The sequence below is a fragment of the Longispora albida DSM 44784 genome (assembly GCF_000379825.1).
Classification (GTDB): Bacteria; Actinomycetota; Actinomycetes; order Mycobacteriales; family Micromonosporaceae; genus Longispora; species Longispora albida.
In genome coordinates this window covers 264,216-277,096 of record NZ_KB903838.1, presented here as the reverse complement: position 1 = coordinate 277,096, position 12,881 = coordinate 264,216, and the positions used below count along the sequence as shown (strand labels likewise).

At 70.1% G+C, this 12,881-nt stretch carries 10 protein-coding genes, 1 tRNA gene and 1 rRNA gene; 8 read left to right on the top strand and 4 right to left on the bottom strand.

The window, feature by feature from the left end:
* Positions 1-109, bottom strand: a 16S ribosomal RNA gene (locus tag A3G1_RS0131185); the annotation flags it as partial.
* Positions 110-842: 733 nt separating this feature from the next.
* Here A3G1_RS0131185 and A3G1_RS0131180 point away from each other — a divergent pair.
* The 4 genes from A3G1_RS0131180 (at position 843) to A3G1_RS37760 (ending at position 3,933) form a co-directional block, all read left to right on the top strand.
* Positions 843-1,226, top strand: a complete 384-nt coding sequence (locus tag A3G1_RS0131180; protein ID WP_018353428.1) for a DnaJ family domain-containing protein — start codon at positions 843-845, stop codon at positions 1,224-1,226.
* A gap of 144 nt (positions 1,227-1,370) precedes the next feature.
* Positions 1,371-1,724, top strand: coding sequence for a YciI family protein (locus tag A3G1_RS0131175; RefSeq protein WP_018353427.1), 354 nt, complete (start codon positions 1,371-1,373; stop codon positions 1,722-1,724).
* Positions 1,725-1,778: 54 nt separating this feature from the next.
* Positions 1,779-3,020: an RNA polymerase sigma factor gene (locus A3G1_RS0131170; RefSeq protein WP_211216415.1), complete on the top strand. Its 1,242-nt coding sequence runs from the start codon at positions 1,779-1,781 to the stop codon at positions 3,018-3,020.
* Between the two features lie 10 nt (positions 3,021-3,030).
* Positions 3,031-3,933 carry an NAD-dependent epimerase/dehydratase family protein gene (locus A3G1_RS37760; RefSeq protein ID WP_051110725.1) on the top strand — a complete coding sequence of 301 codons (903 nt, stop codon included), beginning with the start codon at positions 3,031-3,033 and terminating at the stop codon, positions 3,931-3,933.
* 172 nt (positions 3,934-4,105) lie between these two features.
* On the opposite strand, the gene lon is transcribed toward A3G1_RS37760, so the two are convergent.
* Complete coding sequence (gene lon, locus A3G1_RS0131160) at positions 4,106-6,391, bottom strand: endopeptidase La (RefSeq protein ID WP_018353424.1); 2,286 nt, start codon at positions 6,389-6,391, stop codon at positions 4,106-4,108.
* A gap of 175 nt (positions 6,392-6,566) precedes the next feature.
* On the opposite strand from lon, the gene A3G1_RS37755 reads away from it, so the two are divergent.
* A complete protein-coding gene (locus tag A3G1_RS37755; RefSeq protein ID WP_018353423.1) occupies positions 6,567-8,159 on the top strand; it encodes an NfeD family protein in 1,593 nt (530 codons plus the stop codon).
* The gene (locus tag A3G1_RS0131150) at positions 8,156-8,917 is read left to right on the top strand and encodes a slipin family protein (protein WP_018353422.1); all 762 of its coding nucleotides are present in this window, start codon (positions 8,156-8,158) and stop codon (positions 8,915-8,917) included. Before A3G1_RS37755 ends, A3G1_RS0131150 begins: the two co-directional genes overlap by 4 nt.
* A gap of 46 nt (positions 8,918-8,963) precedes the next feature.
* Here A3G1_RS0131150 and A3G1_RS37750 read toward each other — a convergent pair whose 3' ends face one another.
* Complete coding sequence (locus A3G1_RS37750) at positions 8,964-10,328, bottom strand: MFS transporter (RefSeq protein ID WP_083937223.1); 1,365 nt, start codon at positions 10,326-10,328, stop codon at positions 8,964-8,966.
* Here A3G1_RS37750 and A3G1_RS0131140 point away from each other — a divergent pair.
* Positions 10,327-11,748: an aminotransferase-like domain-containing protein gene (locus A3G1_RS0131140; RefSeq protein WP_018353420.1), complete on the top strand. Its 1,422-nt coding sequence runs from the start codon at positions 10,327-10,329 to the stop codon at positions 11,746-11,748. The genes A3G1_RS37750 and A3G1_RS0131140 overlap by 2 nt on opposite strands.
* Positions 11,749-11,823: 75 nt before the next feature.
* Positions 11,824-11,897 (top strand) — tRNA-Pro (locus A3G1_RS0131135).
* Between the two features lie 479 nt (positions 11,898-12,376).
* Here the strand turns inward: A3G1_RS0131135 and A3G1_RS0131130 are convergent.
* A complete protein-coding gene (locus A3G1_RS0131130) occupies positions 12,377-12,823 on the bottom strand; it encodes a MarR family winged helix-turn-helix transcriptional regulator (RefSeq protein WP_211216414.1) in 447 nt (148 codons plus the stop codon).
* Between the last annotated feature and the right edge of the window lie 58 nt (positions 12,824-12,881).

The following is a 12,881-nucleotide window of genomic DNA, read 5'->3' as shown; positions in this document are numbered from 1 at the left end:
TACTCACCCGTTCGCCGCTCGAGTACCCCGAAAGGCCTTTCCGCTCGACTTGCATGTGTTAAGCACGCCGCCAGCGTTCGTCCTGAGCCAGGATCAAACTCTCCAATAAGAATTCAATACCCGGCGATCAGACCGCTGACATCACTAAAATGTGTTGCCATTGTCCGTATCACCAAAGGAATCCCGCCCTGAACAATGCCAGGGCCGGGGTATCAATAACTTGGCACTAACTTTCAGACACCCTGTTGAGTTCTCAAAGAACAAACACACACCTTCAGGAACCCGGTATCACCCGGATCTCTTCGGGGGCTGTTCAAACAACCTACCAGATCAGTTCCGCGACCCTCACCGGCATCACCAGTGATCCGCACCGCTCTGGCATTCGAGACTGACAAGCTGTCCTGCCGCCCTAAGCGGTGTCCATCGCCTTGTCGCTCGACCACACTACCCGGTCGTTCACGCCGAACCAAATCGGCCTCGCCCGGTGTCTTCGTGATCCGCGCCGCCCCGGTGTCTTTCTTTCCGGTTTGTCGCGTTCCCCGCTGACAGAGAGAAATTTACGCTAGGGCCCCGGCGGGGTCAAATCGGGGGTCGGGTTAGGCCAGCGGGAGGCTCGCCCTATCCACATTCGACGATGGCTTGTGTCCCTTGAGCAGGTGCGGGGCCAGTGTTGGTGTTCGGGTTGTCCACAGTGCTGGCCGCAGGCGAGTGCACGGTGGGTCGCTGTTCGCGTCTTTGACGGGACTCTCCGTGACGAGCGTGTCCCCGTGCGCAGGGTGGGCAGCGGCTGGCGGGGCGCCGGGAGCCATAGACTGGATTCAGTCTAGATACGGGAGGCAGACGTGGCGCACTGGTACGAGTCCCGCATTGACCGTCAGATCCGTGAGGCTCAGGAGCGCGGGGAGTTCGACAACCTGCCTGGGGCGGGTAAGCCGCTGCCTGACGCCGGCCGTCCGCTCGGCGAGGACTGGTGGCTCAAGGATCTGCTGCGGCGGGAGAACCTGAGCTTCGCCGGCCCCGCCACGCTCATGCTCCGCAAAGAGGTCGAGGAGTTCGCGGCCGCGCTGGCGAAGAAGAAGACCGAGCAGCAGGTACGGCTGGCTGTGGCCGCGTTGAACGAGAAGATCGTGCGGGCCCAGCGCGGGCTGATGGACGGGCCCTCGGTGGTCATCAGGACGATCGACGAGGACGAGGCCGTCCGCGCTTGGCGTTCAGCCAGGTCGTGAGGTGGGCCGGGCCGGCACAGGTACAAGATCAAGAAGTTTTCCCGGAGACTCTTGGCCTGGGGTGTCGATCTGGCCTGGTGCCGTTCGACGTGAGGGTGTGAGAGGCGGGGGCTGGCCCCGCCTCCTGCTCGCTGAGGAGTCGTCATGCCGCGTTTTCTGACCCTGGTCCGGTTGTCGGAGAAGGAGCCCGCTGAGGGGCACGGCCCTGAGTTCGGGGAGAAGATGGGTGCGCTGTTCGAGGAGATCACGAAGGCCGGGGTCATGCTCGACACGGCTGGTCTCACCCCGAGCGCGCAGGCCACCCGGGTGACGTGGGAGGACGGCAAGCTGTCGTACACCGACGGGCCGTTCGCCGAGAGCAAGGAAGTGATCGGCGGCTACTCCATCTCTCAGTGCAAGGACAAGGCTGAGGCGCTGGAGTGGGCGCGGCGGTTCCTGGAGTGCCACGAGGCGCACTGGACGGTCACGTGTGAGGTCCGGGAGATCACCGAGGGGTGATGATCCGGGGTGCGGCCGGGTGGCGTGCTGCCACCCGGCTGGGATCATGGGGCGGTGTCTGCTGTGGAGGTTAGGGCGACCGTCGAGGCGGCGTTCCGGATCGAGTCGGCGCGGATCATCGCCGCGGTCACGCGGATCGTCCGCGATGTGGGGATCGCCGAGGAGCTCGCCCAGGATGCGCTGGTCGCGGCACTGGAGCAGTGGCCGGAGGCCGGGGTGCCGGATCGGCCGGGTGCCTGGCTCACCGCTGCCGCCAGACGGCGGGCCATTGATCTGGTACGGCGGCGTGAGGTCTACGCGCGCAAGCTCGCGGAGGCTGGGCGGGAGCTGGCTGACGTGCCGCCGGTGGAGGTGGGTGATGCCGAGGACATTGATGATGACCTGCTCCGGCTGATGTTCACCGCTTGTCATCCGGTGCTGGCGGCGGAAGCGCGGATCGCGCTGACCCTGCGGCTGCTGGGCGGGCTGACGACCGGGGAGATCGCGCGGGCGTACCTGGCGCCGGAGCCGACCGTCGCGCAGCGGATCGTCCGGGCGAAGCGGGCACTGGCGAAGGCTGCTGTGCCGTTCGAGGTGCCGTACGGGGCTGATCGGCAGGAACGGCTGGCCTCTGTTCTTGAGGTTGTGTATCTGGTGTTCAACGAGGGGTACTCGGCTACCGCCGGGGCCGACCTGGTGCGGCCCGCGCTGTGCGAGGAGGCGATGCGGCTGGCGCGGGTACTGGCTGGGCTGATGCCGGGCGAGCCTGAGGTGCACGGGCTGGTCGCGTTGCTCGAGTTGCAGGCTTCGCGGCTGGCTGCGCGGACGGGGGCCGGCGGGGAGCCGGTACTGCTGGCCGACCAGAACCGGCAGCGCTGGGACCGGCTGCTCATCCACCGGGGGCTGTCGGCTCTGGAGCGTGCCGGTACCGGGCCGTACTCGATCCAGGCGGCGATCGCGGCGTGTCATGCCAGGGCTGCCCGGTACGAGGACACGGACTGGGCGGCGATCGCCGTGTTGTACGGGGGGCTGATGATGGTCGCGCCCTCCCCCGTCGTCGAGCTGAACCGGGCTGTCGCGCTGTCGATGGCGGAGGGGCCCGCCGCTGGGCTGGCAGTGGCCGACCAGCTGACGGGCGTGGCGGCGCTCCGGGACTACCACCTGCTGCCGAGTGTGCGCGGTGACCTGCTGGCGCGGCTGGGCCGGGTGGAGGAGGCCCGGGCCGAGCTGGAGCGGGCTGCGGCGCTGACCCGGAATGAGCGGGAGCGGGAGTTGCTGCTCGCGAAGGCTCATGGTCTGGGACTTCAGCGCGGGTAGCGTCGGGTGGATGCGCATCCTGGTGCTTGGCGGTACCGCTTTCGTGGGCCGCGCCATCGTGGCCGACGCTCTCGCACACGGCTTTGATGTGACTCTCTTCAGCCGGGGCCTGACCGGCTCCGATCTCTTTCCCGGCGTACCGCGCCTGGTTGGTGACCGGGCCACTGGTGACTACTCGGCGCTCACTGGCGGCGAATGGGACGCGGTGGCGGACGTCAGCGGGTACGTGCCGCGTGAGGTGAACCAGGCGATGGCTGTGCTCGGGGACCGGGCCGGGCGGTATGTGTTCATGTCCAGCCAGGCCGTGTACCAGGAGGACTGGGCAGAGGACGGGTCCACCGAGGACACTCCGCTGCGGCCGGCGGTCCGGGACACCGAGGTGCTGACCAATGCCACGTACGGGCCGTGCAAGGTGGCGTGCGAGGAGGATGTCGCTGGCCGGTACGGGGACCGGGCGACGATCGTGCGGGCCGGGAAGGTCGCCGGGCCGTGGGACAACCAGGGGCAGTTCACGTACTGGGTACGGCAGGCGCAGCGGGGCGGGACGGTCGAGCTGGCCGCCGACCCGGAACAGCCGGTGCAGATCGTCGACGTGCGGGACCTGGCCCGGCTGACCGTGCGGCTCGTCGCTGATGGGCGGGCGGGAGCCTTCCACGCGGTCGGGCCCGCCGAGCCGACGACGCTCGGCGGGCTGATCCGGACGTGCGCGGAGGCTGCGGGGAGTGCGGTGCGCATCGTGCCGGTCGAGCACCGGCCGGGTGTGCCGCTCGCCAGGCCCCGGGAGCACTGGGCGACCCAGCGGCGTTCGGCTGCAAAGGCGCGGGCCGCAGGGATGCCGGCTACTCCCCTGCTCACGACCGCCGCGGATGTGCTCGCGTGGGATGTGGCCCAGGGGCAGCCGGACTTCGTGTGATCCCCTGGCTGGGTTCCCGCACCGCCGTGAGTGGTGGCGGATGCGGGAACCAAGGGTCCGGGCCAGGGCGTGTCCTGCCGGTCTTGCCGAGGTCGCGGCGAGCCTGAGAATCCTGCGCCGCCGGTCGTGCTCTCAGGCCGGCGCGACCCGGTGAAGATCGGCAGGACACGCCCTACGTGAGGGCCAGGCGGATCACGTCCGCCACGTCGGCGACGGGGTGGATGGTGAGTTCCTTGCGGATCTCCTCGGGTACGTCGTCGAGGTCCGGCTCGTTGCGGGCCGGGATGATCACCTCGGTCAGGCCGGCCCGGTGCGCGGCGAGCAGCTTCTGCTTCACGCCGCCGATCGGGAGCACGCGGCCGTTGAGGGTGACCTCGCCCGTCATGCCGACCTCGGGGCGGGCCGGGCGGCCGGTCGCCAGGGAGGCGAGCGCGGTGACCATCGTGATCCCGGCGCTCGGGCCGTCCTTGGGGATCGCGCCGGCTGGTACGTGCAGGTGGATGCGGCGTTCGAGGGCCTCGGGGTCGACGGCGGATCCGGCGCCGTGGGACTTGAGGTACGACAGGGCGATGTGCGCTGACTCCTTCATCACGTCGCCGAGCTGGCCGGTGAGCGTGAGGCCCGGCTCGCCCTTCGCGAGGGCGGTCGCCTCGATGAAGAGCACGTCGCCGCCGGCGCCAGTGACGGCCAGGCCGGTGGAGACGCCCGGTACGGCCGTGCGCTCGGCCGACTCGGGGGTGAACCTGGGGCGGCCGATGTAGCTGGACAGGTTCTCCTCGGTGACGGCGATCGTGGCCGGGTCGTCGGCGAGCCGTACTGCCGCCTTGCGGAGGATGCGGGCCAGCGAGCGTTCGAGCTGCCGGACACCGGCCTCGCGCGTGTGCTCGGCGGCGATCCGGCCGAGCGCGGCGTCCGTGATCGTCACGTCGGCCGTGGTCAGGCCTGCCCGGTCGAGCTGGCGTGGCCAGAGGTGGTCGCGGCCGATGGCCACCTTCTCCGCCTCGGTGTACCCGTCGAGGGTGACCAGTTCCATCCGGTCGAGGAGCGGGCCCGGGATGGCTTCGACGACGTTGGCCGTGGCCAGGAACAGCACGTCGGACAGGTCGAGGTCCACTTCGAGGTAGTGGTCGCGGAAGGTGTGGTTCTGGGCCGGGTCCAGCACTTCGAGGAGGGCCGCGGCGGGGTCGCCTGCGTACCCGGCCGAGATCTTGTCGACCTCGTCCAGGAGCACGACCGGGTTCATCGTGCCGGCCTCGCGGATCGCGCGGACGATCCGGCCGGGCAGCGCGCCGACGTACGTGCGCCGGTGGCCGCGGATCTCGGCCTCGTCGCGGACGCCGCCGAGCGCGACGCGGACGAACTTGCGGCCGAGCGCGCGGGCCACCGACTCGCCGAGGCTGGTCTTGCCGACTCCGGGCGGGCCGGCCAGCGCCAGCACGGCACCGGAGCCCCGGCCGCCGACGACGTCGAGGCCCTTGGCTGCGCGGCGGTTGCGGACGGCCAGGTACTCCAGGATGCGGTCCTTGACGTCCGCCAGGCCCGCGTGGTCGGCGTTGAGGATGTCGCGGGCGGAGGGCAGGTCGGTGTTGTCGGTGGTCCGCGTGTTCCACGGCATGTCGAGGATGGTGTCGAGCCAGGTCCGGATCCAGCCGGCCTCCGGGGAGGCGTCGCTGGCTCGCTCGAGCTTGCCGGCCTCGCGCAGCGCGGACTCACGGACGGCTTCTGGCAGGTCAGCCTGCTCGATCCGGGACCGGTAGTCGCCGGCGCCCTCCGGCTCGTCCTCGCCGAGTTCCTTGCGGATGGCGGCGAGCTGCTGGCGGAGGAGGAACTCGCGCTGTGTCTTCTCGACGCTCTCGCGCACGTCCTCACTGATCTTCTCGGAGACGTCCAGTTCCGCGAGGTGGTCACGGACCCAGGTGGTCAGCTTCTCCAGCCGCTCGGCCACGTCGGCCGCCGCGAGCAGCTCGACCTTCTGCTCCAGGGACAGCCAGGGTGCGTAGCCGGCGGAGTCAGCCAGTTCCGCTGGCTCGGTGATCCGCTCCACGGCGTCGATGACCTGCCAGGCGCTGCGCCGCTGGAGAAGACCAATCAGGACTTTCTTGTACTCGCGGGCCAGCTCCCGGATCCGCTCGGTCGCGGGGGTTTCGGGTACGGCCTCGGCCTCGACCCACAGCGCGGCACCCGGGCCGGGGACTCCGGAGCCGATCCTCGCCCGGGTCAGGCCGCGGATCACGGCGGCTGGTTCGCCGCTGGGGAGCCGTCCGACCTGCTCGATCACGGCGATCGTGCCGACCGGGCCGTACTCGCCGTCCAGCCGGGGTACCGCGAGTACCTTGGAATCGCCTGCCGTCCGGGCCGCGTCGACAGCCGCCTGGGTGGCCGGGTCGAGGGTGACCGGGACAGCCATTCCGGGCAGGAGTACCGAGTCGGCCAGGGGCAGGACCGGAAGTGTCGCCATCTCGCACCTCTGTAATCAGGTAAACATGAGCCTGCACCACTCAAGTTACGAAAGGTTAGTTCTGTTCCCGGTGAGTGATGGCCGTCACAGCCGGCGTTGCTCTCGATGGCCGCTTCCGCCGATCGAGGGTGATGATTGGCGAAGGGGCCGGTTGTGCCCTGCGCGGGAGGGTGTCATGGCCCGGCGTGCGTGGTTCGTCCTGCTGTTTTCGCTGGTACTGGGCCTGGTGGGCTTGCTGGGCTCACTGGGCTGGGGTGGCTCCGGCTGGCTGCCTGGCGCGGCGGGGGCGGCGGATGGCGACGGCGCTGTGCTGCGGACCCGGGTAGCCGGGCCGATCACGCCGGTCATCGCCGACCACCTGCGTGACGGGGTCCGGGAGGCGGAGCGCGACGGGTACCGGGCGTACCTGGTGGAGCTGGACACGCCGGGCGGGCTGGACACGTCGATGAGGTCGATCATCCAGGGGTTCCTGGAGGCTGGCGTGCCGGTCATCGTGTACGTCGAGCCGTCCGGCGCGCGGGCGGCGTCGGCCGGGGCGCTGATCACGTTCTCCGCGCATGTGGCGGCGATGGCCCCGGGTACGACAATCGGGGCGGCGACCCCGGTCGACCTGCAGGGCGGCAAGATCAGTGACAAGGTCATCAACGATGCCGCGGCTTTCGCGCGTTCGGTGGCGGCGCACCGCGGCCGGGACGCTGACTTCGCGGAACAGACCGTCCGGGAAGGCCGCGCCGTGGCCGCCGACGAGGCGGTGCGGCTGGGGGCCGCGGACCTGATCGCCCGGGACCGGGGCGAGCTGCTGGCCCTGGCCGACGGGCGCACCGTCACCCTGGCGGACGGCCGGGAGATCGTGCTCCACACGGCCGGAGTGACCATTGTGGACCGTGACCTCGGGGTGTTCCGATCGCTGCTGCAGCTGCTCGCCGACCCCAACCTGGCATTCCTGTTCCTGTCGCTCGGCACGCTCGCGCTGCTGTACGAACTCGCGAACCCAGGCCACCTGGTCAGCGGGATCACCGGCCTCATCATGCTCGTGCTCGGCTTCGTCGCGCTGAGCGTGCTGCCGATCAACATCGGCGGTGTGGTGCTGGTGCTGGCTGGGATGGCGTTGTTCGCCGCAGAACTGTTCACGCCCGGGACCGGCGTACCGGCCGCCGCCGGAGCGGTGTGCCTGCTGGCTGGCGGGCTGCTGCTGTTCCAGGGGCCGTTCCGGCTGAGCCTCGCCGTCGTGCTGCCGGCCGTGCTCGTACTGGCTGGCGGCGCGATCCTCGCTGGCAGGCTCGTCTGGGCTGGCCGGCAACGACCGGTCGTGAGCGGCACGGCGCTCCTCATCGGGCAGGAGGCGACGATCCGCCTGGTGGACGGGCCCGGGGCTGGCGCTGGGGCTGGTGGACTGGGCCGGGTCGTTCTCGAAGGCGCTTGGTGGAACGCCAGGCGGGCTGGCGGGGCGCTGCGGGCCGGGCAAAGGGTACGTGTGGTCGGGGTGGAGGACCTTGATCTCGTGGTCGAGGTGGTTAAGCCGGTTGGGGTGGACGGGCAGGTTGACGCGGCCGAGCTTGTGGGGGTGGCAGGAGTCGTCGAGCCGGTTGACGTGGTCGAGGTGGCTGAGCCGGTCGAGGTGGTCCAGCCGGCTGAGGAACGTCTGGGGGCCGAGGTCGCTGACGGGCCGCCGGAGGCTGGGTCTGCCGGCGGGGGCCCGGCGGGAAAGCCTCGGGACGGAGGCGCGGGTGGCGGGCCTGGTGATGGGCGTGGAGGAGGCGGAAGATGAGTAGCGGGCTGTTCGGGCTGGTGCTCGCCCTCCTGGTGGTGATCGCGCTGTTCGCGGCGTCGGTGCGCGTGCTCCGGGAGTACGAGCGAGGGGTTGTTTTCCGTCTTGGGCGCGTGATCGGAGCGAAGGGGCCAGGTCTGTTCTTCCTGATTCCGGTCATCGACCGGATGGTGCGGGTATCGCTGCGCACCGTGACCCGCGAGATCCCGCCGCAGGATGTCATCACCCGCGACAACGTCACGGTCAACGTCAACGCCGTCACGTACTTCAACGTCGTGGACCCGGTCCGGTCGGTCGTGGCCGTGGAGGACCACCTGGCCGCGACGTCGCAGATCGCGCAGACCACGCTGCGCAGCGTCCTGGGCCAGGCGGATCTCGACGACCTGCTCGCCAAGCGCGACGAGCTCAACCAGCGGTTGCAGCAGGTCATCGACGAGGTGACCCAGCCGTGGGGTGTCAAGGTCACACTCGTCGAGGTCAAGCAGGTGGAGCTGCCGGAGACCATGCGCCGCGCGATCGCCCGCCAGGCCGAGGCCGAGCGGGAACGCCGCGCCAAGGTCATCCACGCCCAGGGCGAGAAGCAGGCCGCCGAGGCGCTCTCGGACGCCGCGGCGATCCTGGAGGTACATCCGGCGGCGGTCCAGCTCCGTGTCCTGTCCACGATGGCCGAAGTGGCCGCCGAGCGGAACTCGACGCTGATCTTCCCGCTGCCGGTGGAGGTGATGCGCCTGATCGACGCGATGGGGCGGCGGGAGTGAGGCTCAGCTGGGACTGGGCTGTGTGACTGGGGTCGGCCGGAACGTATTACTGGGCCGGAACGGGTAGTTCGCGGAGCCGGACCACTGGGGACAGGGCGATGCCGATCACCACGGCCGCCGAGCCCGACGCCGCCACGGCCAGCGCGCCCCACGCGCCGAGCCAGCCGGTCGCGTACCCGGCGAACAGGCCGCCGAGCGCCCCGCCGCCGAAGAGCAGCGTGCGGAACGCGGCCGTCATCCGCCCCATCATCGCCTGCGGGGTACTCGACTGGCGGAGGCTCACGATGATGACGCCGGCGACGCCGAGTCCCAGGTACGTGACGAAGAACGAGGCGACGAACATGCCGATCATGAGGGGGCGCGGGCCGGCGGCGAGGACGAGGAGCGCGGGGCCGAGCAGGAGGGCTGACTGGGCGATCAGGTACACCTTCCCGAGCGGGAACCTGGCGATCACCTTGCGGGAGATCAGCGCGCCGCCGAGCCCGCCGACCGAGGCGGTCGCGAAGATGCCGCCCAGGGTCGCCGACGGCAGGCCGAGGTCACGGGTGCCGTAGAGCAGGAACATCGTCCACACCGTGATCATCGAGAAGTTGCAGCAGAAGCCGATCAGGGCCAGCGCGCGCAGTACCGGGCTCCCCCACACCCAGCTCAACCCGGCGCGCAGCTCGGCCAGCAGGTGGCGGCGGGTCTCCGGCGGGGCTGGCTTGGGTTCCGGGGTGCGGATGAGCAGCAGGGAGACCATCGAGACGAGGTACGAGAAGGCGTCGACGACGAGGGCGACCGGAGCGGTCAGCCAGCCGATCAGCAGGCCGGCCAGGCCAGGACCGGCCACATCGGACGCCGAGGAGCTGACGCCCATCTTCGCGCTCGCCTCGACGTAGTGGCCGGGGTCGCGGACGAGGGCCGGTACGTAGGACATCCAGCTCACGTCGAAGAGGACGGACGCGATGCCGATCGCGCACGCGATGACGAGCAGCGGGGTCATGGTGAGCAGGTCGAGCCAGTACAGGATCGGAATGGCGGCGATCAGGACCAGGCGGACGGCATTGGCAGCGAGCATCACGTTCCGGCGGCGGCACCGGTCCACCCAGACCCCGAACAGCAAGGCCAGGCCGAGGTAAGGGGCCAGCTGAAGAAACCGGAGCACGCCGACCTGCTCGTCGGACGCACCGAAGGCGTGGATGGCGGTCAGCGGCAGCGCCAGGGTGGTGACCTGCGTGCCGAGGAGCGACAAGGTCTCGCCGAGCCAGAACTTCAGGAAATCCCGGTTACCCCAGAGGCTGGCACTAGTGCTGGCTCCGGCCGTTCCGGTTGCTGGGGCCGGGGCCTTGGCAGGGGCGGGGCCGGGAGCTGCGGGCGGAGCGGATAGCGGTTCCGGGGAGGTGGCAGTAGCGCTATTCTTGTCTCTCATGGCAGACAGTAGCACTTCTGCGGAACTGGCAACCAGCCTCCGGACCCTGCTGGGCGAGCTGTCCCCTGGCGACCGGCTGCCCAGCAGCCGCGAGCTCGTTCAGCGGTACCGGGTCAGCCCGGTCACCGTCGCGCGGGCCATCGCGCAGCTCGCCGCCGAAGGTTCAGTGATCACGCGGCCCGGCAGCGGGACGTACGCCGCTCAGCGAGTCAGGCCTGGGCGGGCGGCCGCCGATACCGGCTGGCAGACCGTGGCACTCACCGACCGCACCGTGGACCTCCAGTCCATTGCGGACATGCCTGGTGTCCCGCCGCCCGGCACGATCATGATGGACGGCGGGTACCTGCACCCGAATCTCCAGCCCGTGAAAGCCCTCAGCTCCGCCCTGGCCCGTGCGGCCCGCCGCCCGGGAGCCTGGGACCGTGCGCCGTCCGAGGGCCTGGCCCCGCTGAGGTCCGTGTTCGCCAACCTGGCTGGCGGGGGCGGCGGTACGGGAGGTGCAGCGGGTGGCGTCAGTCCCGAGGACGTGCTGATCACGTCGGGCGGGCAGAGCGCGCTGTCGATGACGTTCCGCGCGATCGCCGCCCCGGGCAGCCCGATTCTGGTGGAATGCCCGACGTACCCGGGCGCGATCGCGGCGGCGCGGGCTGCCGGGCTGCGGCCGGTACCGGTGCCGATCGACGAGCACGGTACCCGGCCGGACCTGCTCGCCGACGCGTTCGCCATGACCGGGGCCAGGTTGTTCTACTGCCAGCCGGCGTTCAGCAACCCGGCCGGTACGGTGCTGGCGGCTGCACGTCGTGCCGAGGTCATCGACGTGGCGCGGGCCTCGGGGGCGTTCGTGGTAGAGGACGACTTCGGCAGGTACCTGAGCCACGGCTCCATCCCGCCGCGCCCGCTGCTGACCGACGACCAGGACGGCACCGTCGTGTACGTCACCTCGCTCACCAAGCCCGCCGCGCCGAGCATGCGGATCGGTGCCCTCATCGCCCGCGGGCCGGTCATGGAGCGGCTTCGCGCGATCCGCCAGGTCGACGACTTCTTCGTCGCCAGGCCACTCCAGGAAGCCGCGCTGGAACTGCTCAGCTCCCCGGCCTGGGAACGCCACATCCACGGGCTCGGGATGGCCTTACGCGACCGGGCGGCAGCGCTCGTCGCCGGGCTGGAACGGCACCTGCCGGGGTGGGAGGTGACCCGGTACCCGGCTGGCGGGCTCCACCTGTGGCTCCGGCTGCCGGCCGGGACGCGGTGCTTGCAGGTGACCGTGGCGGCACGGGCGGCGGGGGTGGCGGTGAGCCCTGGATTCCGGTACTTCGCGGCAGAGGTACCCGGGCCATACCTCCGCATCGGCTTCGCGGCGACGGCCAGCCAGGCCGAACTGGGCGAAGCCGTCCAGCGCCTCGCCACCGTCGCAGCCTGACCGATACCGCCGCGCGCCGCCCCGGAAGAGTGCGCTACTCTGTACCGGCTGCCGGGGTTCGTCCCCGGAAGTGTTCGGGCTGTGGCGCAGCTTGGTAGCGCACTTGACTGGGGGTCAAGGGGTCGCAGGTTCAAATCCTGTCAGCCCGACAGTGTAGTACCAGGTCAGGGCCGGGTTTCTGAAGATCAGAAACCCGGCCCTTGATCATTTGACCCCAGTTGCCCCCCGAGGGCCGGGGTGACATAGGACGGCAGCTCAGCGGGGGTGAGCGGATATCCAGACGGTTGTCCCCTGTGGTCAAACCGATCCTCGGCGGCAGCCACCCGGCATGCCCCTCCTGGCCCCACATCCACGCCCGAAGTTCCAGTGAATGGCTCAAGTCCGCGCCGTGACCACATGACGCCAGCCAATCATGGGCATCGGAGGGAAGTCTCGGGCCGCAAGTACGCTGCGCCATGCAGTTCAGGCCCTCACTTCACAGTGAAGGCCTGAAACTTCTGCCGCCCTCGGGGACTGCTGGCCCGACTCGGGCCAAAAATGTCACGTGCCGCCCTCAACACAGCTTCATCCACGGTTATCGATTACTTGGAGTGGCAGGCGCAGCTGCGGGGCTAGCGCACACGCCAGGTCAGCCAGCCTGGGGCGGCTCACCCCGGATCGCTGCCGAGGCGCGGTTCAGCAGGTCGCGGAGCTGCGCGGCTTCCTGGGCTGTGAACGCCGCCGCCAGCCTGCGCTCGATCTCCACCGCCCGCCGGTCAGCCAGCCCGAGCAGCCTCGTGCCCTGTGGCGTGAGCCGGGTCTCCAGCACGTGCTGGTGCAGGGAGTGCGCCGCCCGTTCCACCAGACCGCGTCCTTCGAGGACCTTGAGCACCGCCGCCATGTTCTGCGGGGTGACCAGGCAGGCCCTGGCCAGGGCCGCGCCGGAGATACCGGGCTGCTCAGCGAGGGCGAACAGCGCCGCGTACTGCCCCACGGTCAGCCCCGCCTCCCGCAGGGCTGCCTGCTTGGCGCTCATCAGTTCCTGCTCGGCCCGTTTGATCTCCAGGCCGAGCCGCTCGGCGGCGGGCATTGTCATGGCGGTGAGTTTACCCAGCGCAACTCTCGTACGTTTATCAAAAATTTGATTCTCATCA